This is a genomic window from Nocardia sp. NBC_00881 (assembly GCF_045207455.1).
Lineage (GTDB): Bacteria > Actinomycetota > Actinomycetes > Mycobacteriales > Mycobacteriaceae > Nocardia.
This window is the reverse complement of sequence record NZ_CP108798.1, coordinates 1567912-1594329: the sequence shown is the minus strand read 5'-3', so window position 1 is coordinate 1594329 and position 26418 is coordinate 1567912. Positions and strand designations below refer to the sequence as shown.

Sequence of the window (26418 nt, the reverse complement as noted above, 5' to 3'; positions counted from 1 at the left end):
GAGCAGCGCCGGATCAGACGACCACCAGATCGCCGACGGCCGTCGCGTTCCCGCGCAGCCGGTCCAGCGCCTCCCGGCTCCGTTCGCCGAGCACCGGCGCCACGGCCGCCAGGAATTTCGCGTCGATATCGGCCGCGGTCAGCGGATTCTGCGGGCTGCCGGGGCGGTCCGGGACGCCGACCTCATGCCGCTGTCCCGAGGTGGTGGTCACTACGACCCGCGCGCCACGCCGGTCCGGGAACGCCTGCTCGAAACGGTCGTCGACGGTCAGGACGACCTCGGCGCAGAGTTCGTCCAGTGCCGGGTCCGAGGACGCGAAGCCCGATTCGTGCACCGCGCCGTCGGTCAAAGCGCGGGCCACCGTGAAGGGGATGCTGAACCGGCGTTCCTGCGGGCTCCGCGGCGCGGCGATGCCCGCGACCGCGATCGCCGCGCTGTAGGTTGCCACCTCGATCGTCGCTATGCCCGCCGGGTCGATCCCGTCCTGTCGCAGCCGGAGCGCGGCGGCGATGGGGGCGAAGGTGTGCCCGCAGCAGGGAAACGGCTTCACCGTGATCTGCTCGATAGCCGCAGGGCCCTCGAACGGCAGGCGGCTGTGCTCCCACGATGTAGCGGCGCCCGTGGCGGCGGCCAGCCCGGCCGTGCCCTCGAACACGTCGGATGCGCCGGTGACGCCGTTGGCGGCCGCGATCGCGGCGACCGCACCGGCGTGCGCGGCGTTGCCGCTGTGCAATGGCTTGCCCATCGCGTCGCTGCGGAAGGTCTGCTGCAATCCCGCCGACATAGTGGCCGCCAGGGACAGCGCGTGCGCGAACGGTTCGGCGGACAGGCCGAGCAGGACGGCTACGGCGGCGGCGGCGCCGACCGTCCCGGCGGTACCGGTGGTGTGCCAGTGGGCGTAGTGGGCGGGTCCCAGATCGCGAGCCACCCGGCAACCGACCTCGTAGCCGGTCGTCACGGCCGACTTCCACTTCGGCACGGAGTCACCCCGCTCGTCGGCGACCGCGAAGGCCGCGGCGACGATCGGCGCGCCCGGATGGAACAGGCCGGGGGCGTAGATGTCGTCCAGTTCCAGCACGTGTGCCGCGGTGCCGTTGACGAGGGCGGCGACCGTGACCGGAGCCCGCTGCCCTGATCCGATCAGGCGGCTGCCCTCCGGCGTCGAGGAGAGACCGGTCGCCAGCGCGCGTGCCGCGCCCGCCCCGCTACCCGCGAGGGTGACGCCGAACCAGTCCACCACGGCATTGTCGGTGGCGGCCGCGCGCTGCGGGGTCGCCACATCGGCCTGCCATTCGGTCGCGTGCCGCGCCAGCGATTGCGCGACTGTGGCGGTCATCGCGCGCTACTTTCGGAGGCCAGGCGCACCAGCGCGTCCACGGCAACCACCCCGTGCCCTTCCGGAAGCAGGATCAGCGGATTCACCTCGGCCTCGACAACGACCGGACCGGGGAAGTCGGCCAGTTTCGACACCGCGCACACCGCCCGCGCGAGCGCCTCGAGGTCGCCGCGGGGACGACCGCGGTATCCGGCGAGCGCACGGAATGCCACGACCTCGGAGACCATGGTGCGGGCGGTTTCCAGGTCGACGGGCGCGATCCGCACACTGCGGTCGCGGTACAGCTCTGCAAGCACGCCACCGGCGGCCAGCAGCACGATCGGACCGGCCTGGTCGTCGCGGCGCATCCCCACCAGCGCCTCGCCGAGGCCGTCGGCCATCGTCTGCACCAGTACCTGCTTCGGCGGGACCCGCAGCACCTTCCCAGCCGTCGCGCCGATCGACTCGACCGCCGCGCGCAGGCCCGCCGCGTCGGAGACGCCGAGCACCACTCCCCCGATGTCGGACTTGTGCGCGACCTCGTCGGACAACAGTTTTACCGCGACCGGCCCGGCAACCGGCAGGCGGCTCGGCAGGTCGTCGATGTCGACCACGGCGAAATCGGCCGCCGGGACACCGACCTGGCGCAGCAGGTCATACGACGACGCCTCGTCCAGCAGGACGCCGGCCCCGACCGGAGTCGTCGTCCGCGGGGGCGCGGCCGTGATGCTCCGCCGGCCGAAAAGGCCGATGATCGCATCGGCGCACGACTCGGGTGTACGGAAGGCCGACACCCCGTGCTCGCGCAGCAGCCGAAGGGCGTCGGGCGCGGCCGGAACGACGAAGGCGGCCAGCGGCTTTCCCGCCTCGGCGGCCTCCACGATGGGCTTCACGGTCAGGTCCGGGCGAAACCGCGCGGAACTTCCCGGCACCGCGACGACCACGTCGAATTCGGGCGCGGACAGCACGATGTCGAGCGCGCCCTTCATCACCTCGTAGCGGGTACCGGCCAAAGTCAGGTCGATCAACGCGGACGGCCCGGTGTACACGCCGATCTCGGCCAGTCGCCGGATGGTCTCGGGTGACGGACCGGGTAGTTCAGCCCCCCGCACGGCCAGGCAGTCCACGATCATGGCGCCGCCGCCGCCGGTGGTGGACAGCACTCCTACCCGCGGTATCCGGCCGCTATCGGTGGATCCGATCGCGCAGGCCAGCTGCTGGGACTCCAACAGGGCCTCGAAGGTGTGCACACGCGCGATCCCCAGATCGGCGAGCAACGCGTCGGCGACCGCGTCGTCGCCGGCGAGCGCGCCGGTGTGGGACAACGCGAGGCCGGCGCCGGCCTCGGATCGGCCGAGTTTGTAGGCGAGGATCGGTTTGCCCCGCGCTGCCGCGGCAGCCGCAAAGTCCGCGAGATCGGCTGCGGCGGCGACGTTTTCCAGGAACAGGGCGAAACTCCACACCTGCGGGTCGTCCACTGCCGCACGGCAGATCTCCCCGAGGCTGAGGTCGAGTTCGTTCCCGGTGGACACCAGGGCGGCGAACCCGATACCCATCTCGCTGCCACGGGTGGCCAGAGCGCCGATGGCGCTCCCGGACTGGGACGCGACGAACACACCACCGCCGCGTAACTCGGGGTCGGCGAAGGCGGCGTTGGCGGTGAGCATGAGGTCGTCGCCGACCGCGGCGACGCCCAGGCTGCTAGGCCCCAGCAGCCGGGTGGACGAACCCTCGAGAAGATCCAGGAGTCGCCGGCGGCGACCGGCCCCACCCTCGGCGGAATCGACGAAACCGTCCGCCATGAGCGTGACCACCGGTACTTTTCGCGCCACGCACTGTGCGACCACGTCGATCCCGGGGTCGGTGGTCGTCATCACGAGCACGTGATCGGGCACCTCGGGGAGTTGCTCGACGCTCGGCCACACCTGCCGGTTCCCGATCCGTTCGTGCGTCGGATTGACCGGGTAGACGGTGCCTGTCCACCCGCGCTGCTCGAGGAACTCCAGCGGCCGCGCCGTCGTCCGGCCCGGCGTCGCGGAGGCGCCCACCAGCGCGACCGAGCGCGGCCGGACCAGCGCGTCGTAGAAGCCGCCGCTCACCGGGCGTTGCTCCGCTGGCTGAACCGGCGGTCGAAGACCGACTCCGCGATGCGGTTCTTGAGGATCTCGGTGGAACCGCCCGCGATCATCCAACCCCGGGTGCGGCGGAAGCAGTACTCGACCAGCGATTCCTTGCTGAAACCCGTGGCGCCCATCGCCTGGACCGCGACATCGGCCGCACGGAACCCTGCTTTGTTCGCAGCGAACTTCGCCAGCGCGGTGTCGATCGCGGTCGGAGTTCCGTTCCGCTCGGCGGCCGCCGCGGCGCGGTGCAACAGCAGCTGAGCCGCTTCCAGTTCCACAGCGGCCTCGGCGAACATCCACTGCAGGCCCTGGAATTCGGACAGCGGCCGACCGAACTGGTGGCGGGTGTTGGCGTGTTCGACGGCACGGTCGAACGCGTACCGGCCGAGCGCGATCGACCGTGCGGCATTGCCGAGACGTTCGACGTTGAATCCGCTGATCTGGCGCTTGAAACCGCCCGGCCCCAGCAGCACCTGCTCAGTGGGAACACAGCACTCGTCGAAATAGAGCTGGCACCAATCCTCGCCGTTCATGAACTCCGAGGGCGCGCCGATCGTGAGGCCGGGGGTGCCCCGATCGACCAGCACTGAGCCGATACCACCGACACCGGGCCCGTAACGGACGTACACGAGGAAGACGGTGGCCTCGGCGCTGTTGGTCGAGAACACCTTCGTCCCGTTGATCACATAGCCGTCGCCGCGCGGAGTCGCGCTCGTCGCGAGGTCGGTGACGGCCGAGCCCGCCTCGGGCTCACTCATGCCGAGACCGATCAACGTCTCGCCCGCCAGTAGCGAGGGCAGGTACCGCTCGCGCTGGGTAGGTGTTGCGTACTCGGCGAACGTGCGGATGGCACCGAAGTTGCCCGCCTGGACGACGTCAGCGCTGCGGGGGCATCCGGTGGCGACCGCCTGGATCGCGGTCACCGCCGCCAGGAGCGTGCCGCCCTGGCCGCCCTTTTCCTCCGGGATGGTCAGGCCGAGCAGTCCCTGCGCGCCCATCTCCTTGGCGACATCCCAGGGATAGCCGTCGGCGTGGGCGCGCGCCAGCGCACCCTCTGCCAGCCGGTCCTGGGCGTACGCCTCCACCGAGCGGCGCAGGTCGTCGAGTTCCTCAGGAAGGTCGAAGTCCACGTGAGTCTCCAGTTCAGCCGGATTGAGAGGGAAGATGAAGGGCGACGATGTCGCCGCCGCCACAAACCGGCTCCTCCCGGTAGCGGGCGAAGACCTCCGGGTCGTGGCCCGGCACGATGTGGTCTTCACTGTCGGCCAGCTCGACCAGACGGTCGTAGCCGTCCAACATCAGGCCCAGATCGAGAATGGCGGGGAACGGATTGCGCTCCCGGAAGTTGTCGTAGTAGTGCAAGGCATCGGAGGCCAGCACGATCCATCCGCGAACGGTGCGGATCCTGACCACCTGGAGTCCCTGGGTGTGCCCGCCGATCAGATACAGCTCCAACCCATCCGCCAGGATGACGTCACCGTCCAGCACCTCGACCCCGCCGTTGTGGATCCGCTCGACCACATCCACGATGTCGCCCGGCTCGAAGAAGTGGCTGAGCCGCGGATGCCGCATGCGCGGGCCCGTCACGTACGCCATCTCCTGGTGCTGTACCAGCACGCGCGCGTTCGGGAAATCCCCGACGTTGCCTGCATGGTCATAGTGCAGGTGGGTCAGCACCACCGTCGCGACATTCTCGGGACGGATGCCGAGCCGCCGCACCGCCTCCGCCGGTGCCGTGTCCAGGACCCGCCCCCGGCGCCGGCCGGCATCCGTAGCGAATCCGGTGTCTACGACGACGATCTCGGCGCCGCGCCGGGCGACCCACATCGTGAAGTCGAGCCGCATGGTGCCGGTGCGATCCCCCGGCGACAGGAAGTTGTCGCGGGCGAGACGATCCACCGAACCGAGGCGGATCGCCCAGACCTCCCAATCCGATCCCGCTTCAACCGACACGGCCGTCGATCACCTTGATCATCGCTGGGTAGTAGGCGTCACTCAGGCCGGCATCCCGGGTCCGCGCGAGGATGTCCATGGTCTGGGAAGCGGCGCTTGCCTCAACCTTCTCGGCATCGGCCAGGGAGAGAGCGAGCCGGAGGTCCTTGATAGCGTACTTCGTTGGGAACGCCTGCTCGGGGAAGTCGTCCGGCACGAGGGTGGCCATTCCCGTCTTCCGCAGCGCGGCACTGTCGGCGGAGCCGAGCGCGAGGGTCTCGAACAACAGCCGTCCGTCCACGCCCGCACGACGTCCGATCGTCATCGCCTCGGCCAGGCTGTTCATAGTCACGAACAGCACCATGTTGTTCAGCACCTTGATCACCTGACCGTTGCCGACCTTGCCCGCGGCGACCACGTCGGTGCCCATGCAGGACAACAACGGCTCCAGTTCCTCGAACTGTGCGCCCGAAGCGCCGACCATGATGAGCAGTGTTCCTTCGCGCGCCGCCTGCCGCATCCGGGCGACCGGGGCGTCGAAGAACACGACGTCCTGCTTCGCCAGTGCGAACGCCAGCGCCCGGGTCCGGGTGACGTCGCTGGTGCTCATGTCGACGATCCGCCGCGGCCGGGCCTCGCGGGCGACCAGCTGTATGCACACCGACTCCACTTCGTCGATCGACGGTAGGGAGAGGAACACAGTGTCGGCCCGGCGCGCCACATCGGCGACGTCCGTTCCCGACCTGGCCCCCGCCGCCACGGCCGCGTCGAGGTTGGCGGCGACGGGGTCGTATGCCACCACCGGATGACCGGATTTCGCCACGAGGTTGGCGCACATACCCGAGCCCATCACCCCGAGCCCGATGAATCCCAACACGTTCGGTTCGTCCATGTCTGCTCCCTGCAGTGCTCCGGTCATGGGATGGCCATGATCACGCTTTTGAGCTGGGTGTAGTGCCGCAGGGCTGCCATACCCTTCTCCCGGCCCAGCCCGCTGTTCTTGTATCCGCCGAACGGCACCTCGACCCCGGCACCCGTGTACCGATTGATCTGCACCTGCCCCGCCTGCAGGGCTCCGGCCACCGTGTGTGCGCGGCCGATGTCGCGGGTGAAGACGCCGGCCGACAACCCGTACTCGGTGTCGTTGGCGACGTCGATGGCCTCATCGAGGGTGTCGAACGCCAGGATCGACTGGACCGGGCCGAAGATCTCTTGGCGCGCGACCGGCATGTCGTTGGTGACGTCGGCGAGCAGCGTCGGTTGCACGAAGTGGCCGGCCGAATCCACCACCGCCGCCGTACCTCCCACCACGACCCGCGCGCCGGAGGAAGCGGCGTCGCCGATCATCCCCAGCACCTTCGCCTTCTGCCGGGCCGAGATCAGCGGGCCCACGTCGGGATCGTCCAGGCCGTGACCTACCGAGAGCCCGTCGATGCGCTCGGCGACCAGTTCAACGAAGCGGTCGTGCACCGCGCGGTCGACCAGCAGCCTGGTGGTCGCAAAGCACGACTGCCCGGAGTTGCGGATCACGGCCAGCGCGCCGGCCTGCGCTGCGGAATCGAGGTCCGCGTCGGCGCACACGATCGTCGGCGACTTGCCGCCCAGCTCGAGATTGATTCCGACGATCCGTTCCGCGGCGACGGCTCCGACCCTGCGTCCCGCCGCGACCGATCCCGTGAACGTGATGTGCCGGACGAGGGGATGATGCGTCAGCGCCTCGCCGGTGGTCGTCCCCAACCCGAGCACCACGTTGCAGAGGTCGGCGGGCAGGCCCGCCTCCACGAAGATCCGGGCCGACGCCACGGTCGTGATCGGCGTGAGCTCGGAGGGCTTGACCACCACGGCGTTGCCGACCGCCAGGCACGGCGCGATCCCTCGGGTGAGCTGGCTCAACGGCGCGTTCCACGGCGTGATGTGCGCGACCACACCGAGCGCCTCATGCGCGGTGTAGGCGAACGTGCCCGTCGGTTGCGGAATCGTTTCGCCACCGAACTTGTCCGCGGCGCCCGCGTAGTACTCGAAATAGCGTGCACTGAGGGCGATGTCGGCCGCCGCCTGAGCGAGCGGCTTGCCACAGTCCAGCGTCTCGAGCCGAGCCAGGGTGTCTGCGTTGCTCCGGAGCGCGTCAGCGATCCGGAGCAACACCCGCCCGCGATCGGCGGGATCGCGTCGCGTCCACTGCCGTTGCGCCTCCTGTGCGCTGTGTACCGCGACGTCGACCTGGTCGGCCGAACTCGGCGCGAACCGCACGATCACCTCGCCGGTGGCCGGGTCGTCGACGTCGACCAGATCCTGGCTCGGCTCGCTCACGGACCAGTCACCGGCGACAACGGTGTGCAGCACGTCGGGCAGTCCCATGACTGCCAGTTCGCGTGCGGCGGTGATCGAATCCGTCATGCGGCACCTCATATTAGATAGATAGTTTATCTATATAGTCCCTACCACAGTCCCGGAGGCCGGTGGTCGTGTCGCAGCACCTCCGCGCTCGACAACGCTGGTAGTACTTTAATGATATAACCTTTTATACCAATTGTGGCGTCGTCGAGGAACGACTCACGCGACAGACGAAGGAGCGACATGGCGGCAGCCGAAACAACGACCGGCAGCGACCTGGTCACACGCACGATCTCCGACGGAGTCGCCGTGCTCAGCTGGAACCGCCCCGAACGCAACAACGCGTGGACCGTTCCGATGGAGACGGAATATTATCGGGCACTCGAGGATTGCGCGGCAGACGATCGAGTGCGCGTCATCGTGGTCACCGGAACGGGCCGAAGCTTCTGCCCCGGCATGGATGTCGGAGCCCTTGCCGACCAGGTCCGCGACGGGACCACGACGAACCCGCACCTTCGGCAGCCGATGACGCTCCCGCTGACCATTCCGAAACCGATCATCGCCGCGATCAACGGCGCTTGCGCCGGCATCGGCCTGATCGCGGCGATGAACTGCGATCTGCGATTCGCCTCCGCGAAGGCCAAGATCACCACCGCCTTCGTGCAGCGTGGAATCATGGCCGAGCATGGTCTGGCCTGGTCTCTGCCCCGCGTCGTCGGCCTTTCCACCGCTCTCGATCTGCTGTACTCCGGCCGGGTCCTGCTGGCTCCGCAAGCGCACGAACTGGGCCTGGTGGACCGGGTCTACGAGCCGGAGGAACTGCTGGATAACACCCTGGAGTACGCGGCGGAACTCGCGCGGAACTCGTCACCGGTGGCGATGGGCGTAATCAAGCGGCAGGTCTACGCGGCCCAGGAGAGCACGCACGAGGAGGCGCGCGTCCTGGCGCTGCGGTACTGGATGGGTGTCCTGCGCGAACATCCGGACTTCGCCGAGGGAGTGGCCAGCTACACCGAGAAACGGCCACCACAATTCGCACCGTGGAATCCGGCGACGCCGAGCGACCCGCCGCCGCTGCCGACGGAACCGAGGTGAGCAGCGTGCGACTCAACGGACGAACAGCCCTTGTCACCGGTGCCGCAGGCGGGATCGGCGCCGCGATCAGCCGCCACCTCGCGCGGGCGGGCGCCCAGGTCGCGCTGGCCGACCTCGACGGCGACGCCGCCCGGAAGCTCGCGGGCGAACTGGCAGACACCACCGGATCCCGGGTCGCCGGATACGCGATGGACGTCTCCGTCAGCGGAGTCGTGGCCGACGTCGTCGGGGCGATCGAGACGGATCTCGGCGGCGTCGACATCCTGGTGAACAACGCGGGGATCGACCGGATCGAACGGTTCGTGGAATCCACCGAGCCCACCTGGCAGAAGATCGTCGCGGTCAACTACCTCGGCACAGTCATCGTCACCCGCGCCATCCTCGACGGGATGATCGAGCGCCGATTCGGCCGGATCATCAACATCGGGTCCGACGCCGGCCGCGTGGGTTCCTCGGGTGAGGTCGTCTACTCCGGCACCAAGGGCGCGGTGATCGCCTTCGCGAAGGCGCTGGCGCGCGAGACGGCGACCAAGGGAATCACCGTCAACACGGTCTGCCCCGGCCCCACCGACACAGCCCTGCTCGAACAGGTTGCACAGGCCGGGCAGGGGAGATTCGACGCGCTGAGCAAAGCCGTGCCGATGAAGCGGATCGGCACGCCCGACGACGTGGCGCCCGCCGTGACGTTTTTCGCGAGCGACGAAGCGGCCTACATCACCGGGCAGACCCTGTCGGTCAGCGGAGGCCTCACGATGTCCTGACGTGCGGAAACGGGCCGCCCGCACCGGAAAATGGTGAGGGATCGCGCTGGTCGCTCGCCCGTCGGGGGGTGCGGATCCCGCAGGACGCACACCCCGCTTGCGCACGGTAGGTCTCCGCCGAACGGCGGTGGCGATTCAGATCCCGACGAGGTCGGCCAGCCGCCGCCGATGGAAATCCGAGTCGCCCAGGAACGCGCGGATGTTGTTGGCGCGCTTCAGATACAGATGCGCGGGGTGTTCCCAGGTGAATCCGATGCCACCGTGCATCTGGATGTTCTCCCCGCTGGCCCCGAGGAACGCGTCGGCACAGAACGCCTTCGCCAGGCTCGCGAGCTGCGCGACCTCGGGATCGCCGTGCGACGCCGCATACAACCCGTAGTAGGCCGCCGACCGCGCGGATTCCAGCTCCACCAGCATCGAGGCGCACTTGTGCTTGATCGCCTGGAAGCTTCCGATCGGACGGCCGAACTGCTCCCGCATCTTCACGTAGTCGACCGCCATGTCCAGCACCCGGCCGTGGCCGCCCACGGCCTCGGCCGCGAGCGCGATACTCGCGTGGTCGAGCATGGTCTCGACGGCACGGCAACCATTCTCGAGCGTGCCGATCAACCGCGCGGGGGTCGCATCGAACTCGATGCGCGCCTGCTTGCGGGTCTGGTCCATGGTGTGCAGCGGCATCCGGGTCGTGCCGCCAGCCGCTCCGTCGACGGCGAACACGCCGATCCGCCGGCCGGCCCGGGCAACGGCCAGAAGAAGATCCGCCACCGCACCGTCGAGTACGAAGGACTTGTGTCCCGAGAGAATCCACCCCTCCGCGGTCTCGGTCGCCGTCAGCGAGACGTCGACGGGCTGCCACGAACCGGAGTTCTCGGCGAGGGCGACGGTGGCGATGAGTTCACCCCCGGCCAGTTTCGGCAGGTACTCGGCGTTGGCGTCCGGATCGTTCAGCGCTACCAGCAGGCCGGTGGCCATCACGGACGACGCGAAGAACGGAGAGACGACGAGCGCCCTGCCCATTTCCTCGACAACGAGTCCCAGCTCCACGAAGGTGAACCCGGCTCCGCCGAATTCCTCGGGTACCGTCAGGCCCGGCAGAGCCAGCTGATCCGCCATCTGGCGCCACAGCCCGCGGTCGTAGCCGCTCGGATCGGCCATCTGGCCCCGGACGGCGGCCTCCGGCGACTTCTTCTCGAAGAAGTCGCGCAGGACCTCCTTCAGCGTCGTCTGCTCGTCGCTCAGCGTGAAATCCATACCATTCCCTTCTCGGGTCACCACGTGTCAGGGCCGAGGCTCGCGGGGCAGACCCAGCGTGCGTTCGGCGAGGAGGTTGAGCTGAATCTGTGTCGTTCCACCGAAGATGGACTCGGCCCGGCTGGCCAGGAGAACCTGCTGGAGCCGATCGAGGCCGTAGCCGTCGCCGACCAGTTCGCTGCGCGCACCTCGAGCGCGCATCGCCAGCTCTCCCATTCGCTGGTGGGCGGCGGAGGCGAAGACCTTGCTGATCGACGCCTGGGCGGCGGCGGGATCGCCGCCTGAGTTCTTCAGCATGCTCATCAGCCGCCGACCGTTCCATTCGATGATGCGCGCCTCGCTCCAGGCCCGGCCCAGTTCCACTCGCATCGTTTGCTGGTCCGACTCGCCACTGTCCCGTGCGTCGGCGATCATCCGATCGACTTCGTGCGCGATCCGGAGATGCTCCGACAGCAGAGTCGTTCCGCGCTCCGTGCCCAACGCCCCCATCGCCACCCCCCAGCCCTGGTTCACACCACCGACGACCATGTCGGCGGAGGTGCGCGCACCGTTGAAGAAGATTTCGCAGAAATCGTTCCCGCCGAGGATGTTCCGGATCGGACGTACTTCGACACCCGGCTGATCGACCGGAATCAGCAGCATTGAGATGCCCTTGTGTCGCGGTACCGAGGAGTCGGTCCGGCACAGGACGTAGAGCCAATCCGCGTAGCGGGCGACCGAGGTCCAGATCTTCTGGCCGTACACGACCCACTCGTCGCCGTCCAGGGCCGCCTTCGTCCGCAGCGAGGCGAGATCCGACCCTGATCCGGGCTCACTGAATCCCTGCGCCCACTGCTCCTCCACCGCCGTGATCCTGGGGAGGAACCGCCGCTTCTGCTCCTCGGCGCCGAAGGCCAGCAGAGTCGGCCCGAACAGGTCCTGCCCCTGGCAGGTGGCTCGGTAGGGCGCGTCGGCCCGCGCGTACTCGAGCTGGAAGATCAGCTGCTCGTCGACCGTCGCTTCGCGCCCGCCGTACTCCTTCGGCCAGCCGAGGCACAGCCAATTGCCCGCGGCCAGTTCCTTGTCCCACGCCAGCCGGACATCCCAGGCGGCGTCGTCCCACGCGAAGCCGACACCGCGGTGCGCCGCGAACTCGCCCACCAGGTGCTCGGACAGCCACGTCCGCACCTCGTCGCGGAACTCCCGCAGCCGCGGAGAGAGCTCGAGATCCATACACATCTCCTCGATCGGCTATCAAGCTTTATCTTTTTAATCATCTAACTATATACCGCCGAGTGGTGAACCTCGCCTCACACGTTCCACGCCGGGCGACGAACGTGGTGCCACCGCTGATGAGCGGCCCGCTCGGCCGCCAATGCCTCGGTCGCCGAGCGGTGCACACTGCCGTCGTGCAGCGCGCGGACCTCGGCCACGTACGCGGGGTCGGCCGCGGCGATGTTGCGCGCCAGTTCCTGGGCCCTGGCCTCCAGGATTTCTCGATCCACGACCTCTACGAGCAGACCCAGCCGCAGCGCAGCCTCGGCATCGAGGCGCAGTCCGGCCAGGCTCATGGCCTTGGCCGCGGGTGCGCCGATCACCCGCGCAAGGCGTGCCGTCAGCCCTCCTCCCGGAAAGGCCCCGACGGTGGCATGGGTGTCGGCGAAGAGGGCCTGTGGGCTGCCGATCAGGAAATCGCATCCCAATGCCAGTTCCAGGCCACCCGTCACCGCGGGGCCGTGCACGGCGCCGATCAGAGGTTTGGCCAGGCGCCCGACGCGACCGATGACCGCACTGGCGGCAGCCCGATCGGAGTCGGTCGCCGCGAAGACCTTCAGGTCGAGCCCGGCGCAGAAGGCGCTTCCCTCCCCCGTGAGGACTCCCGCGCGGACGGTGTCGTCGTTCTCCAGAGCATCCAGCGCGTCGTCGAGTTCTCGAAGCAGCTGGGGGGACAACGCGTTCCGGGCTCGCGGCCGAGCCAGGGTGATCGTCAGCACATGCTCGGTGACGTCAGTCGTGAGGACCGGCCTCGCCGCCGCCGTCACCCGTCGCCCCGGATCCGGGGACCCGGAATGCCGCAGGCACACGGCGTCTCGTCGATCGCTCCGGTGATGTTCAGGGCCAGATCCTGGCCCCGGTAGGTCCGATCCCCGACCACTGACAACGTCAAACCAGTTGCGCCCGCGGTGATCTGCCACTCCTCCGGATCGAGGTGCAGACCTGACCGCTCCGGACACTCCACACCCAGCGCCGGCCCAAGCATCGCCGCGTCGGCCGGATGCAGTCCGGCCGCGCGAAGTGAAGCCATCGCATCGGTACGCGCCCAGATCACCGGCACCTTTCGCAGCAGGTCGGCGGCCCGCTCGTCGGCCAGCAGCGTATCGGCGCACTCGCCGGAGAGCCCGATAACGGCCTTTATCGGCAGGTAGTCCAGGAAAGCCGTGCTGCGGCGGACATCCCAGGCGTAGGGCTCGGCATTGCTGAAGATCACGCCGGTGGCGCGCAGCGCGCGCACGACGGGTCCGAACCATGGGCCTTCCGCATTGCGCACCGTGAGCAACACGTGATCGGCCGGGCCGAGGCCCCAGACCGCGAGCAACCGGCGCGCCCACACAGTATCCCGTTCGACCTCCGGCCAGCCGAGCTCGAAGGCAACATTCCCGCCCTCGCGGACGAACTGCCCGATACCGGCCAAAGACGGGTATCGCCCCGCGAGGGCAATCATCGATTCCCGGCTCACTTCTTCACCACCCTCGGGAACTTCGCAACACTTGAACTCCGCGCGATCAGGTCATCGACCGGAACCAGCTCGATCTCCGGCTCCACCCCGACCCGGCTCGCCACCGCGGCGCGCAACCGGCCGCGCAGATCATTGAGATCCGGCTCGCTTTCCGACTGGTAGCCGACCCGGAGGCGCAGCCGATCGGTGACCCGCGACTCCCGAATGATCTGGAACATCCCGTCGTGGGTCTCGCGCTGTGACTCGACCGCCTGCCACACTTCGCCGACGACGACCGGCTTACCTTCGACCACCGTTTCGTCGCCGAGACGACCGATAATCCACTGCCGCACGTGGGTACGGCCACACCCGCAGACGCCCCGGTCGAACCGGACCAGATCGCCGCTGCGATACCGGATCAGCGGAGCTGCCCGATTGTCCAGGTCGGTGGCGACCAGTTCGCCGACCGTCCCGTCGGCGACCGGACGAGCACTCTCGGTCTCCAGGCTCTCGGCCAGGACCAGGTCCTCCCATAGGTGGTAGCCGTTGTGCTCGCGGCACTCCCACGCGGTTCCGGTATCCCCGGCACTGGAATACGTGAACAGCTCGACGCCCCAGGCGTCCTTGACCTTTGCGGCGAGCGAAGCACCGAGCGGCTGCCCGGCGAACGCGGCGCCCTTGACCGAGGAGAAGGCGTCGCGGACGTCGTAGGCGCTCTCCAGCCGCTCCAGCTCCAGCACCGTCGGCATGATCATCTGGATGTAGGCGGGGCGGAAGCGCCGCATCGCCGTCAGAAGCTCGGCGCCCCGGCCGATCCAGGAGTCGACATAGATCGGGACCAGCCCCAGCTCCTGGTAGAACATGTCGAAGAAGCCGCGGAAGGCACCCGCCGGCACCATCACCCGGTCCCCCGGACGCAACCCGACTTCCCACAGGTCCCGGATCGAACACCCAGGTAGCGGCGACGCGACATCCCAGATCTCGGGGACCAGCTCGGGCGTGCCGGTCGTCCCCGACGTGGTCATAATCGATGTCAGTTCACCCACGGGCACCTGCAGCAACCCGGCGAACGGGTCACCGGTCCGATCCCGATAGGCGCGCAGGTCGTCCTTGGTGAACGTCGGGATCAGAGCCAGGAAGTCCTCGAGCGAACGCACCCGGTTCGGGTCCACCCCGGCCGCGGACCACAGCTCGCGATAGAATCCCGAATTCTCGTAGGCCGCGGGTATCAGCTCCAGCATCCGCTTCTCCTGCAACTCGCGTAACCCCGCCCGCGGCATTGTCTCGATATCCGGCTGCCAATACCGCCGGTTGGGGCCGTCCACGCTCTGCACGAGCGTTCTTGACCGGGTCGCATCCACGTCGTGACTTCCTTCGTCAGTCGGCACCACCAAGAAATGTGGCTCACACCATAGGACGGCACGCACCCGGCAACCTATGGAACATCGTTCCTCCGGCCGCTACCTCCATCCAGTGTTATGTAGTAGAATCATATATAAGATTAATCCATAGGTCCATGTCGCGATCGGCAGAGCGGAGGTGCACAGATGCAGCCGTCCGTCACCACATGTGAGAATTCGCATCTCCCGCCGGCCGACCGATCGGCTGTGCGGGACTCGGAGACGCGGCGGATCCTGACCGCGGCGTGGACGGTGCTGGAGCGCTCCCGGTTCCGGTCGCTGAAGGTGCGTCAGGTGCTGGCCGCCTCGAGCACCTCGGCGAGCAACTTCTACCGCCGGTTCCCCAGCAAGGCTCACCTGATCCTGGCCCTGCTGGACGACGAGGTACGCCTCGTCGATCACCGACTGCGCAACGCGATCGACCCGCAAACGCCGGTCTCCGAACAACTGGACACCTGGCTGCGCTACAACATCGGCATCCTCTACGACCAGGGCCGGGCCCAACGCACCCGGCTGTTCCTGGACCAGGATCTGATGGATGTCCTGCCCGAGCAGGTAGCCGTGCTGTACGGCATCTTCGACGAACAACTCGCCCAGATCATCCGCCGCGGAATGCGCACCGGAGAACTGCCACTGGGTGATCCCGCGACCGGGGCAATGCTCATCGGGCACCTGGTCCGCGGGCTGCTCACCAATGGCGTCAACGGTCGGCTACCACCGGACGAAGACGATCTCGTGGTCCACGTCCACGGCTTCGTCCTCCACGGACTCGGCCACCCCTGACCCCTTCTTGCAGTCCTGATCTACTTTGAACTATCGCAGACGAGGAGAAACCGTGACTCCCACCGCGTTGGGTGACATCTCGCGTGAACACCGGCGCAGCTATCCAGCCGGCACTGCCATCGTGGACGACCAGAACCGGCTGACCTGGCCCGAGTTCGACGATCGCGTCAACCGCACCGCCCACGCACTCCGCGCCGCCGGAGTAGGCGAAGGCGACCGAGTGCTCTGGCTCGGCCAGACCTCGTTCCGGGTCTTCGAACTCCTCGGCGCCTGCGCCAAACTCGGTGCGATGATCTGCCCCACCAACTGGCGCCAATCCGGAGAGGAATTCGCCTTCGTCATCGACGACTTCGACCCCAAGGTCGTCATCTGGCAGGAAGAGGAAATCGGCGACGCCGTCCGCGACGCCCGGAAACTCACCCACCGCGAGCCGGTGTGGTGGCAACACGACACCACCGGCGCGGGCAGCTACGAGGACACCATCGCCGCCCATGGCACCGACGACCCCTGGGACCCGGTCGACCTCGACCTGCCCCTGCTGGTCATCTACACCGCCGCCATCGCCGGCAAACCCAACGGCTCGCTGCTCACCCAACGCAACCTACTGGCCATGGCCTTGGAAGCCTCGTACCTGACCCGCTCGAGCCACCAGTCGATCTTCCTCAACTCCGGGCCGCTGTTCCACATCGGCAACTTCCAATGGGACGCCCTCGCGGTCTACCTGCAAGGCGGCACCAACGTCTTCCTCCGCCGCATCGACGCCGAAACCGTCCTCGACATCATCACCCGCGAGGGCGTGACCTCGGCGTTCCTGATGGCTCCGACCATCATGCAGATCACCCAGATCTACGACCCCGGCAAACACGACGTGTCCACACTGCGCGGCGGCCCGTTCACCCCCTTGTGGAACGGGCTGCTGGCCGAGGACACCACCCCCTGGGGGACAACCCCCGGCGGCTTCGGCCAGACCGAGGTCAGCGGCCTGGCCGTGGTCAACGGACACGGCGGCCGCGGACACGGCAACTCCGGTCGCCCCGCCCCCCTGGTCCGGGTCCGGATCGTGGACACCGACGGCAACGAACAACCGATCGGCGAACCCGGCGAAATCGTCGTCGCCGGCGACGTCGTGCACGGCGGCTACTGGAACCGCCCCGACATCAACGCCGAACGCATGCGCGACGGATGGTGGCACACCACCGACCTCGGCCGCCGCGAAGCCGACGGCACCATCCACTTCATCGGCACCATGACCCGAATGATCAAATCCGCCGCCGAGAACATCTACCCCGCCGAAGTCGAGACCTGCATCGAACAGCACCCCGCTGTCCGCGAAGCCGCGCTCATCGGTGTGCCCGATCCGCAGTTCACCCAATCGGTGAAAGCGGTCGTCGCCCTCGCCGATGGTGCCCAGGTCACCGCCGAGGAACTCATCGAACACTGCCGCAAACGCATCGCCTCCTACAAGAAACCTCGCACCGTCGAATTCGTCGACGAAATCCCCAAACGCGACGGCACCAAGGACTACGAAACCCTCGACCAAATGTTCGGCGGCGGCGGCTATCCCGGCGGAGACAACGTCCGCTCCTGACCACAAACCGAAGCGCCGGCCCCACAAGGGGTCGCCGTAGTATCTGCCGAAAATCGGGCGGATATGGCGTAGCCGCTGGTCAGTGGGTGCGGGAAGCGCCAGGACCGATGAGGCTGGTCAGTTCGCGCCCGGATAACAGGGCCGGATCGCGTTGTATCGCGGCGGGATCGCCGCAAGCCGCCTCCGACGTTACCCCGGATAACAGACTGTTATCCGGGCCCTGGCCCATATTTCATCTGATGAAAGGCTCTCTGCGTCAATAGATTTGGTTTCTGAGCTGCGGGAATTCGCAGGCGCCCGACTTGGGTCGATAGCGCGGGAGGTATCGGAGCCGGGGCTGTGATCAGCCACTCTTCACCCCATTTGTCATCTGATGAAGGAATCATTCGGTGGATGTTGGGGTGTTGGGTGGCGGGATCGCGAAGGTTGGAGGTCGCTGGCGCGGCCCATCGGGTCGTGGCGGCCGGGGTGCCGTTGCCGCGTCCGGACGTGTAGGTGTTCGAGGCGATGCTGGAAGGGGGGGGCGGCAGCAGCTGAGCCGGAACCTGGCCTTCGGCACTGTCGATGCCCGATTGGATCTGCTACGGCGGTTTCATGACCACTTCGGTGGGTTCCCGTGGCAGTGGACGCCGCAGCATCTCGAGGAGTGGTCGACCGATCTACGTGCCGTGCGCGGGCTGGCGTTGTCGACAGTGCGGGCCTACCAGCTGGCGATCCGCTCGTTCCTTGGCTACGTCTGTGAACCACTCTACGGGTGGGATGTCGAGTGCGAGAAGCGATTCGGCACTCACCCGATTCAGATCAGCCACGACTGGAACAGCGCCAAGCACATCCTCGACGTCGAGGGACGCCCGCAGCGGCGGGCATTGACCCGGCAGGAGTTGCAGCTGCTGTTCGATGCGGCGGACGAGATGGTGGAGGAGATCCGCCGCAACGGGCGCAAGGGCGCCGTGGCAGCGTTCCGCGACGCGGCAATGTTGAAGACCGCCTATGCTTTTGGGCTTCGTCGCCGGGAACTGGTGCGGTTGGAGGTCCACGATTTCGGTCGCAACCCCAAGGCGACGGAGTTCGGCGACTTCGGTGTCTGCTACGTCAGGTTCGGCAAGGGCAGCCAGGGCAGCGGCCCGAAACGGCGCAGCGTGCTGACCGTGATGCCGTGGTCGGTCGACATCCTCACGGAGTGGGTGCACGATATCTGGCCGTACTGCCGCCGCGAGAACAGCGCGGCATTGTGGCCGTCGGAGCGGTCGCAGCGGATGAGTGAGACCCGGTTCAACGCGGCGTTCGTCAAGCTCCGAGAGCGGGTAGGCCTGCCGGCCGAACTTGGACCGCACTGCCTGCGCCACAGCTACATCACTCATCTGATCGAGGACGGCTTCGACCCGCTGTTCGTTCAGCAGCAGGTCGGGCACCTCCGGATCGCTGAAGAAGACGTGCCGATGCCCGAGCCCCTGGACAGTCTCATCACCGATCTGATCACCCAACGTCGCAACATGGGCACCGCCGCCAACCCGACGCCGGCCGGGTCGCGGCCTTCAACGAACTGCTCCTGGCCGAGACCATATGTTCTCGGCCCGGTTACCGGGCGGTTTGACGATATTCAGAACAGCGTGTCGCGCACTCGCAGTGGCCGGTACCCGGTCGGCCCGAGCTGGGCGAGTTCGGCGTCGATGTCGACCTTAGCGGACGACACGCCAAGTGATAGATCATTCTCGCTGGTGAGACAGTCGAGAACGTGTCCGCGACATCGGTTCGCTCGGCGTGTCACTGGCAGAAGAGCTGGGTGACGTTGCGTTCGCGTTCGCGTTTGACGTTGGCGCGGGAGGCGTCGAGTGATCGGCGGAGGGTGCGGTTCTCGCTCGTTGTCTTGGTCAGGTTCGCGTTGAGTGTGGTGAGAAGGGTTCGCAGTTTGGCGTTTTCGTCAGTCAGGTGGTTTCCGTCAGGGTCGTAGAGCTGTCCGGTCAGGTCGCTGATGCGGGCGTCGCGGTCCTTGAGCGCGGTGCGCAGTGAGCGGATGATCGCTTCGGCGTTCAGGGCGCGTTCGCGCCAGGATGCGGTCTCGGCATCGACGGCCTGTTCAGCGCGTTTGGCGGTGGCAGCTTGGGAGGCGTCACGGGCTGTCAGGACGGCTTTGGTGAGTTCGGGGCGGCGTTTGTCGTAGATGAATGTCCGGCCGACGCCGGCGAGGTCGCAGACGTTCTCGATGGTGAACGGCGCGCCGGTCTTGGTGAGTTTGGTCAGGGCCCGGCGAACACGCTTCTCACAGTCAGCGCTGGTGCGGGAGCGTTGCGCGATTGCCTCGGCCGGGCGACGACGTTTATTGGCTGTCAACGGGTTTGGCCTCCTGGATGCCGTCGTTGCCGGGTTGGCTGCTCGTATTCAGTTGGTTCACTTGCCATCCGGTGGAGAACAGCGGGTCGAAGTAGTCGTGGACCGGGGTGCGGAGGTCGAGATTTTCGGCGGTTTCGAGTAGGCCGAGTTCGTCCAATGCGTCGCGCAGGCCGGTCAGCACGGGTTCCCAAGGCTCCCATTGGCGGAGGATGTAGTCTCGCGCTTCGTCGGTGGGTGCGCCCTCGGCGAAGTGGATTGCGGCGTCGCGTTTGCGTTCCCAGTAGGCCAGGTCGGCGCCGGTGAGCACGAAATGCTCGCAGGCACCTTTCGGGCCATCGCTGCAGTTCTTGCCGTAGGGGCAGGTCGCGCCGCCGACGACCGGACCGTAACGGCACAGACCATGCTCGACTGGCACCACCGCCAGGTCGATCCGTGCCGCTGCGGCGGCGGGGTTGTCGGCCTTGAGGTCGGTGGGGCGCAGCAGGATGGTGCCGGGCTTGTTCATTCCGGGGCCTGCAGTCCAGACCTGCTGGAGATGCCGGGTCATCGTGTTGTTGCTGTAGTTCGCGTAATGGGCCAGCGCTTCTTCGGAGAAGTGCCCGAGCAGTTGGCGGACAAGGGCGGGTGGTGCGCCGTTGTTCAGGAGCGAGGTGGCCAGCGTCGCCCGGGTCTGGTGTGTGGTGATCGAGCTGAGCCCCAGGCTTTCGAACCAGCTTGTCCAGACCTCGCGGAATCGGGACTGGGAAACTTCCAGTGTCAGGTCGGGATTCAGGGTGACCCGTGGGAACAACGGCATCGCCCGGTCCCAGGATGCTTCCAGCCGGGCTTGGCCGCGGTCGTCGAGCCGATCGAGTTCATCGCGGTAGCGGATCCGAAGCTTGGCTCGGGTGATCTCCTGGCGGCGGAGCAGGCGCTCGTAAACCGGTAGGTAGCATGGCATTCCGTAGTCGACGACGCCGGCTTTGGTGATGTCGCGCCAGATGTAGGGCTGGGCGGCGCCGACGAGTCCGATGCAGCCGAGCCGGAGCTTGAGTGTCTCGCTGATCCTGCCGCCCTGAAACGCCTGTGCGAGCCAGACGTCGGAGAGGCCGAGGTGGTCGTCGTCGATGGCGTCGAGCGCGCGTAGGTTGTCCGGGTCGACCAGTTGCTGGAAGTCGCCGTAACTAAGCGGCCGCGGCCGCGGTTTCTTCGAGGGATTCGGGTATTCCGGCAAGCTGAGGATGAACGGGTCCAGCTCGGCGGCAGTCCGGCCCTGTGCACGGCCGTGCCGCAGGACTTGCCGGATGGCGATCATGAACATCGTCCGAGTCGTTTCCGTCAGCGTGCGGGGCTCGTTGTGGGAGGACACGACCGGGAGCGGGGTCTTCTCCTGATACCACAGATCCCAGGTGTGTTTGAGCGCGTCGGCGTCGGCCTTGCCGATCGCCTCGGGGACGTTCCCGTGGTCGCCGCGGTTCTGATGCAGGATCCGCGACAACAGTGCTATGCCGGCGATCCGCGGGCTAATCGTCGACGACGAGGGACGTTTCCCTTGCGGTTTCAGTGCCTCGTCGTGCAGATGGTCCCAGAGGAGGTCGCGGAGCCATCGTTGCGTCACGGCGGTGAGATCCCAAGGCTTGCGGCGGTGTTCGTGTCCCTGTGTTCCGGGGAAAGGCGCGGCGCCGACGATCATAGGGTCGAACCACCCGGCGTCTTTGGCGGCGTCGGCCGAGACCATGAGGCTGCGAGCGGCGATGGGAAGATGCATCCAAATTCGCCGCTCCCATGGTTGCCTGCTGCGCTGGGCGGCCAAATCGGCGACTGCCGGATCGTTGAGTGACTGCACCCCCGCTTCTGCCAGCCCGTCAACGACGGCTTGAAGCCCGAAGGGGCGCAACTGCGACCGCCGGGCGGTATTCGCGTACCGGTGCAACGCATAACGGATCTCCTGTTGCAGACCTGCCGGCAGGTTGGCCAGCGACAGCCGACCACGGCAGCTCGGCAACAAGACCGACGCGAGGAGCTGCGGGGCTTCGCACAGATCCTTCCAGGAGGTGCTACCCGATTGTGCACCAAATGATTTCAGCCACCGGTTGATGCGCTGTGCGTGCCCGCGGCAAACCTGGCGACACTCCCGGTCGAGAGTTACCGAGAGTCGTCCGTCGTGGACGCAACGATCAACCGAGCACGTTTCGAACGGCGGACGCGGTTCCTGCCGCGGCAGCCAATCCTGCTCGTTGATGCCCTGGGCCTTCGCTCGAGACAGACTTGAGTTGTGTGCGGAGCAGTAACTTCTGCGCTCGATCTCCCGGGGGCAGCGGTCGACTTTGCAGAGCGGTCCGCGGACCAATGCCCAGCCGAACATCGGAGCCTGGATGGGTTTCGTGGTGGCAATGTAGTCCTCGAGCTGTGTGGTCTTCCTGACCTGGAGATAGCCTCGTGCATGTGTGGCGCACAACGGAATCGTGTCGGTTGCGCGCAACGTGCCCTCGCACTCGCTGACCCGGCAGACCCAGCCGAAGGTGGAATGAAAAGGCGGAAATTCGATCGGTTCTGCCAGCAGCCAAGCCGGGAAACATTGACTAGCGAGCTGGTAACGCTCTTCAGGGCCCAGCTTCAGATAGTCGCTCGACGTGACAGGAACCGGCACCGGCCGCACTTCGCTGGCCGTCACAGCCGTCGTCATTCCTCCGCTCCGCTTGTCACGCCCGGTGTCAGGTAATGCTCGGCCGGTGGGCGGGCGGTTGCCTCCCATGCCTGCTGCAGGAACTTCATCGCGTGCCGGTTGGCGGACTTGCCGTAGACGTCAGTCACCATGGCTGGGCTGGACCATCCGAACTCTTGGGCCACCAGCTCGGCGTTGAAATCGGACTCGGCATAGAGACCGGCGGCAGCCTTGTGACGGAATGAATGTGGGAGAACCCGGACGTCCAAGCCAGCGCGGTCGCAGGCTCTGCCCAGCACCTTGCGGACGCCGCCGGTGTGCAGCGCCGCGCCGGCGGTGGCGCCGCCCAGATGGACCAGGATCTGCTCGTGGTCGACCAGGTGCTGGATCGGATGGAACTCGTCCAGGAGATAGGCGTAGAAAGTGCTGATCATGTCGTCGCTGACCGCGCGGATGACGCCGTCGACGGTGTAGCCGTCCCTGGTCGGGCTGGCCGAGACGTAGGACTTGGCCCGCGCCCCGTTGGGGTTGTCGTCGCGGCCGACCACGTGAACGTGCGGGTCGGCGCGCTGCCCACAGGGATGGTGCCGAGTCAGGTGCAGGTCGCAGAACCGCAGACCGCAGAGGCCGCCGACGCGCAGGCCACCGTCGTGCAGCCAGGTGACGATCATGACGTCCCGGGCGGTCGTGAGGACCCCGGGCTCGAACAGTGCCTCCACGATCTCGTCCGGCAGGAACCGCGGCCGTCGCGAACCTTTGCGCGGCGCAAGCGGATTCGACTCGATCGACCGCTTCGACCGCCCGTGCTGGGTGAAGCTGCGACCGGATGTCAGAGCCTCCACCAGATCCGGCCGGACCTCGCCGGTCACCTGCAGCGACAGGTAGAACGCCTTCACCACCGTCGCGACGTTGCCCGCGGCCGACGTGCCGAGCGGCTTCTGGTCCGGCCGTCGCCAGGCCAGGCCATAGACGCCGTCGGCCTGGCCGGTGACGCCGCTCATGTAGCGGCGCAGGTCATCGAAGGTGACCGAGTCAGGGCCGCGGTTGTTCACGTGCAGCCAGTTGAGGTGATCGACCAGGCTGTAGGCGTAGGTCTCCTGCGTCGCAGTCCCGTACCGGGTCAGTACTGCCAGCGCAGGCCGGTGCACCTCCCCGGCCGGGGTGAAGATCCAGTGCGACAGCCGCCCGTCGCGATGGCGAACCTTCCGGACAACGAATCGGTCATCATCCACGCCCGGCCGCCGCCGGTGTGGCCATGTGAGTGGCGAACGTAAACATCAATACCTGTTCGCCACAGGATGATTCACGGATGGGTACGAATATTGCGGACACCGATTACGTGGGCACTAAGGTCGACCTCGATGGCGCCGAAGAAGTTGATGTTCTCGCTGTGCGCCGGGGAGATATGTGCCAGCACGTCGTCATCGATCCGGCGTCCGGCTCGGCGTATCTGGTCGACGGCGAGCCCGTAATACTCGGTGGTCCAGGCGATTACGGCGTTGGTGGCAAGGGTCAGGCACCAGGCTTGCTCGGTTTGGTCTTCGAGCTGGCGGGTGCGGATCGTGCCCTCGTGCGCATACAGCAGGTCCCGGCGCAGCGCGTGCAGGGATTCGCCCTTGTTGAGCTGGCGGGAGATCCTGCGCCGGTAATCCGGATCCGACAGGAAGGGCGGCGTATACGGTGCGCCGCAGGGCCCCGTACTCCTTGAGCGCAGTGGCGAGGGTGTTCTGCCGACCCGAGGCGGACAGCTTGCCGACCAGCAGCGAGGCGGTGGCGCGCCCGAACTTCAGCGACCCGGCCAGCCGCAGCAAATCGTCCCAGTGCTCGGCGATCAGCTCGAGGTTGGCCCGCTGCGTCACCAGCGGTCCGGCGTGCGGGAACCGGGCCTCGGTCTCACGGCGGGGTCCGGGCCGGTACAGGGTGATCTTTCCCAGGTCTCGGATCCGGGGTGAGAGCTGCATCCCGAGCAGGTCGAACAGCCCGAAGTTGACCAGGGTCACGCCGTGGGTGTCGGTCGCGTGTTCGGTGATCGGCAGATCCGTTGCGTTGCCAAGGATTTCATCCAGCACGTAGTGCGCTTCGCGTTTCGTGGCGACGATGATCTTCGTGCCGTAGGTGGCGTGCTGATCGGTGACATGGGTGGTCGACAGCACCCGGCCGCCGTGGATGACCATCTCCCGGGCTGAGGTCGACTTGCCACGGACCGGGAACCGCTGCCCGTCGCTCGAGGACAGCGTGCCCGCGCCGAACACTGGGGTCAGCGGCAGCCGCTGGTGATAGTCGATAATCGCCAGATTCGCCGCGCGCAGGGTCTCTTCCCGCACATACCATTCCGCGGTCCAGGCCAGTATGTCGTAGGAGATGCCGCAGGCCTCCGCCATCCGGGTCAGTCCCAGGTTCGTCGAGTGGGCCAGCAGCACCGCGAGGAGGTTTCGTTTGAGTTCTGGGGTGCGGGTCTGTTTACCCGAGGCGTGGGTGAAGCAGTCCAGGTAGCCGGTGCGTTTGTCCAGCTCGATCAGCAGCGACACGATCGGTGCGAACGGTAGCATCTCGGTCAGCTCCGCCTTGAGCGAAACCGCCTCCGCAGGAACGTCTTCGGCGGTCAGTGGCGAGATCACCAGATCCCCGGTCTCGTCCACATGAACCGGGCCGTCCCCGCCGGACAGCACTGCCTCCAGCTCGCCGACCGTCTCGTGCAGCTCATCGGTCACCGCGGCCAGGGCCTCGCCGGGATCGGCGGGTTTGCCGACCAGGCGGCAGAACTCGGCCCGCTGCGGGGACCATTGTTCGGCGGTGAGCAGGTAAGCGGCCGGATCGGCGTAACGGCGCGAGCCCGGCACGTGCACGTCCCCGCTGCGCAACCCGTCACGCAGCCCAGCAGCACGCACAGCTCCCAGTAGTGCCGGTATGCGGTGACGCTGCCGGATTTCCGGGCCTCCTCGAGGTAGCCGCGCCACTTGGTCGGCACGAACCCTGCCGGTGCCTCGTCGAACACCTTGCGGCGGCCGGTCGTGTTCAGCTCGCGCAGCATGTCCACCGCGAGCAGCAGCTCGGTCGCCGCGGTGCCGCCGGCGAACCGCACCGCCGACAACACCGCCGGGGTGAACTGCCGCAGATAGTTGTACGACGAATCCAGCGCGGCCGGATGCCCGTGATCACGCGGAAGCCGCGGTTTGGCTTGCGCGATCGCCGCCCACAGCCGGTCCCACCCGATGCGGTCGCCGCGAATCAGGCCGCCGATCTCCTCGTCGGTGATCTGCGGATCGGTGACGATGGCCAGCAACTCGTCCAGCAAGGCTTGGCGGTCCTCACCGGATTTGCCGCGCTCGGCCAGCTGCTGTTGCATGCGCCGCTCCGCCTGGCCGAACTTCGCCGAGATCGCCTGATCGAACAGCGCCACCACCTCATCGAGCACGTCGGTGGCCGATTGCGCCAGCACCGTCAACAGGATCGGGTACCGGCGCTGCGGCTCCCGCCGCTCCAAGGCCTGCGGGGTCAGGCGGCGGCCCATCGTGGCCAGGAACCGCTGCCGCTCGGCGGGCAGCACCGACATATCCAGCCGATCCGCGCCGAGACCACGCAGGAAACCCAGTTTCTCGACTTCGGCCTTCACCGCCTGCGCGGACGCCTCCACCGGCCCCGTCGACAACCACCGCACCCGCGATACCCCGAGCGAGGGATCGGTGACCAGCAGCGCGTCCAGCTCCACGCACCGCTCGGGTGTGAACTCGGGCGCGAGCCGGTCGTAGGTCTCGGTCTGGGCCTGGTGGTGCGCATGTGCGACTCGTTCCACCACCGTGACCGGGCGCGGCCAGATCACCCGAGCCGAGATCAAATACTCGCACGCCAGCCGGAACAGCAGCGTCGGGGAATCGTGCTCCGTTGCCCGCGCCAGCAGGAATTCGTCGAGTTCCTTCGACTCCAGCGGACCGGCCGACCGCCAGCCCAGATACTGAGCGGCCAGCCGCACATGCTCGGTGCGGGTCTTGGCGCGCTTGCCGTGCGCGCCGATCTCCACCGGATCCACCCGAAGCTGCTCGGCGAGCCGGGCCACCGCCACCGGCGGTGCCGTGGTCACGGCCCGTGGGGTCCAAGTCAACCGGATCTGGCGGTAAGCCGCCACCGCAGATAGTTTCGCGAGTCGGTACCACCCGCCGGGTGCATAG

General features: G+C 67.3%; 18 protein-coding genes and 2 pseudogenes. 5 read left to right on the top strand and 15 right to left on the bottom strand.

Annotated elements, in window-relative coordinates; genetic code table 11:
- Positions 1–13: 13 nt before the first annotated feature.
- The 6 genes from OH799_RS06490 to OH799_RS06465 are packed head-to-tail and all read right to left on the bottom strand — an operon-like array spanning position 14 to position 7767.
- Complete coding sequence (locus tag OH799_RS06490; protein WP_406276701.1) at positions 14–1336, bottom strand: MmgE/PrpD family protein; 1323 nt, start codon at positions 1334–1336, stop codon at positions 14–16.
- Positions 1333–3414: an acetate--CoA ligase family protein gene (locus OH799_RS06485; protein WP_406276699.1), complete on the bottom strand. Its 2082-nt coding sequence runs from the start codon at positions 3412–3414 to the stop codon at positions 1333–1335. Before OH799_RS06485 ends, OH799_RS06490 begins: the two co-directional genes overlap by 4 nt.
- Positions 3411–4568, bottom strand: a complete 1158-nt coding sequence (locus OH799_RS06480) for an acyl-CoA dehydrogenase family protein (RefSeq protein WP_406276697.1) — start codon at positions 4566–4568, stop codon at positions 3411–3413. The genes OH799_RS06485 and OH799_RS06480 overlap by 4 nt, the downstream gene beginning before the upstream one ends.
- 13 nt (positions 4569–4581) lie before the next feature.
- Positions 4582–5391 (bottom strand): N-acyl homoserine lactonase family protein, encoded by an 810-nt coding sequence (locus tag OH799_RS06475; RefSeq protein ID WP_406276695.1) that lies wholly within the window; start codon positions 5389–5391, stop codon positions 4582–4584.
- Entirely contained in the window at positions 5381–6262 is an 882-nt protein-coding gene (locus OH799_RS06470) for an NAD(P)-dependent oxidoreductase (RefSeq protein ID WP_406276693.1), read from the bottom strand. Before OH799_RS06470 ends, OH799_RS06475 begins: the two co-directional genes overlap by 11 nt.
- Before the next feature lie 23 nt (positions 6263–6285).
- On the bottom strand, positions 6286–7767 hold the full coding sequence (locus tag OH799_RS06465; protein ID WP_406276691.1) for an aldehyde dehydrogenase family protein: 1482 nt from the start codon (positions 7765–7767) through the stop codon (positions 6286–6288).
- A gap of 180 nt (positions 7768–7947) precedes the next feature.
- Between OH799_RS06465 and OH799_RS06460 the strand changes: the two genes are divergently transcribed.
- Together OH799_RS06460 and OH799_RS06455 are read left to right on the top strand one after the other, a co-directional pair.
- Positions 7948–8799, top strand: a complete 852-nt coding sequence (locus OH799_RS06460) for an enoyl-CoA hydratase-related protein (RefSeq protein WP_406276689.1) — start codon at positions 7948–7950, stop codon at positions 8797–8799.
- Positions 8800–8804: 5 nt separating this feature from the next.
- On the top strand, positions 8805–9560 hold the full coding sequence (locus OH799_RS06455) for an SDR family NAD(P)-dependent oxidoreductase (RefSeq protein ID WP_406281869.1): 756 nt from the start codon (positions 8805–8807) through the stop codon (positions 9558–9560).
- Positions 9561–9695: 135 nt separating this feature from the next.
- On the opposite strand, the gene OH799_RS06450 is transcribed toward OH799_RS06455, so the two are convergent.
- The 5 genes from OH799_RS06450 to OH799_RS06430 form a co-directional block, all read right to left on the bottom strand.
- Positions 9696–10811 (bottom strand): acyl-CoA dehydrogenase family protein, encoded by a 1116-nt coding sequence (locus OH799_RS06450; RefSeq protein WP_406276687.1) that lies wholly within the window; start codon positions 10809–10811, stop codon positions 9696–9698.
- A gap of 27 nt (positions 10812–10838) precedes the next feature.
- Positions 10839–12023, bottom strand: a complete 1185-nt coding sequence (locus tag OH799_RS06445; protein WP_406276685.1) for an acyl-CoA dehydrogenase family protein — start codon at positions 12021–12023, stop codon at positions 10839–10841.
- A gap of 77 nt (positions 12024–12100) precedes the next feature.
- Positions 12101–12832: an enoyl-CoA hydratase-related protein gene (locus OH799_RS06440; RefSeq protein WP_406276683.1), complete on the bottom strand. Its 732-nt coding sequence runs from the start codon at positions 12830–12832 to the stop codon at positions 12101–12103.
- Positions 12829–13527, bottom strand: a complete 699-nt coding sequence (locus tag OH799_RS06435) for a hypothetical protein (protein WP_406276681.1) — start codon at positions 13525–13527, stop codon at positions 12829–12831. Before OH799_RS06435 ends, OH799_RS06440 begins: the two co-directional genes overlap by 4 nt.
- Complete coding sequence (locus OH799_RS06430; protein ID WP_406276679.1) at positions 13524–14867, bottom strand: phenylacetate--CoA ligase family protein; 1344 nt, start codon at positions 14865–14867, stop codon at positions 13524–13526. The genes OH799_RS06435 and OH799_RS06430 overlap by 4 nt, the downstream gene beginning before the upstream one ends.
- A gap of 246 nt (positions 14868–15113) precedes the next feature.
- Here OH799_RS06430 and OH799_RS06425 point away from each other — a divergent pair, with 246 nt between their 5' ends.
- From OH799_RS06425 to OH799_RS06415, 3 genes and pseudogenes are all read left to right on the top strand, one after another.
- Entirely contained in the window at positions 15114–15689 is a 576-nt protein-coding gene (locus OH799_RS06425) for a TetR/AcrR family transcriptional regulator (protein ID WP_406276677.1), read from the top strand.
- A 52-nt stretch (positions 15690–15741) separates the two neighbouring features.
- Positions 15742–17277 (top strand): AMP-binding protein, encoded by a 1536-nt coding sequence (locus tag OH799_RS06420; protein ID WP_406276675.1) that lies wholly within the window; start codon positions 15742–15744, stop codon positions 17275–17277.
- A 389-nt stretch (positions 17278–17666) separates the two neighbouring features.
- A pseudogene (locus tag OH799_RS06415) lies at positions 17667–18689 on the top strand (tyrosine-type recombinase/integrase); the annotation flags it as partial.
- Positions 18690–19041: 352 nt separating this feature from the next.
- Here the strand turns inward: OH799_RS06415 and OH799_RS06410 are convergent.
- The 4 genes and pseudogenes from OH799_RS06410 to OH799_RS06395 form a co-directional block, all read right to left on the bottom strand.
- On the bottom strand, positions 19042–19608 hold the full coding sequence (locus OH799_RS06410) for a hypothetical protein (protein WP_406276506.1): 567 nt from the start codon (positions 19606–19608) through the stop codon (positions 19042–19044).
- On the bottom strand, positions 19595–22273 hold the full coding sequence (locus OH799_RS06405) for a tyrosine-type recombinase/integrase (RefSeq protein ID WP_406276504.1): 2679 nt from the start codon (positions 22271–22273) through the stop codon (positions 19595–19597). Before OH799_RS06405 ends, OH799_RS06410 begins: the two co-directional genes overlap by 14 nt.
- Positions 22270–23484: a tyrosine-type recombinase/integrase gene (locus OH799_RS06400; RefSeq protein WP_406276502.1), complete on the bottom strand. Its 1215-nt coding sequence runs from the start codon at positions 23482–23484 to the stop codon at positions 22270–22272. The genes OH799_RS06405 and OH799_RS06400 overlap by 4 nt, the downstream gene beginning before the upstream one ends.
- A gap of 71 nt (positions 23485–23555) precedes the next feature.
- A pseudogene (locus tag OH799_RS06395) lies at positions 23556–26375 on the bottom strand (Tn3 family transposase).
- Positions 26376–26418: the final 43 nt, after the last annotated feature.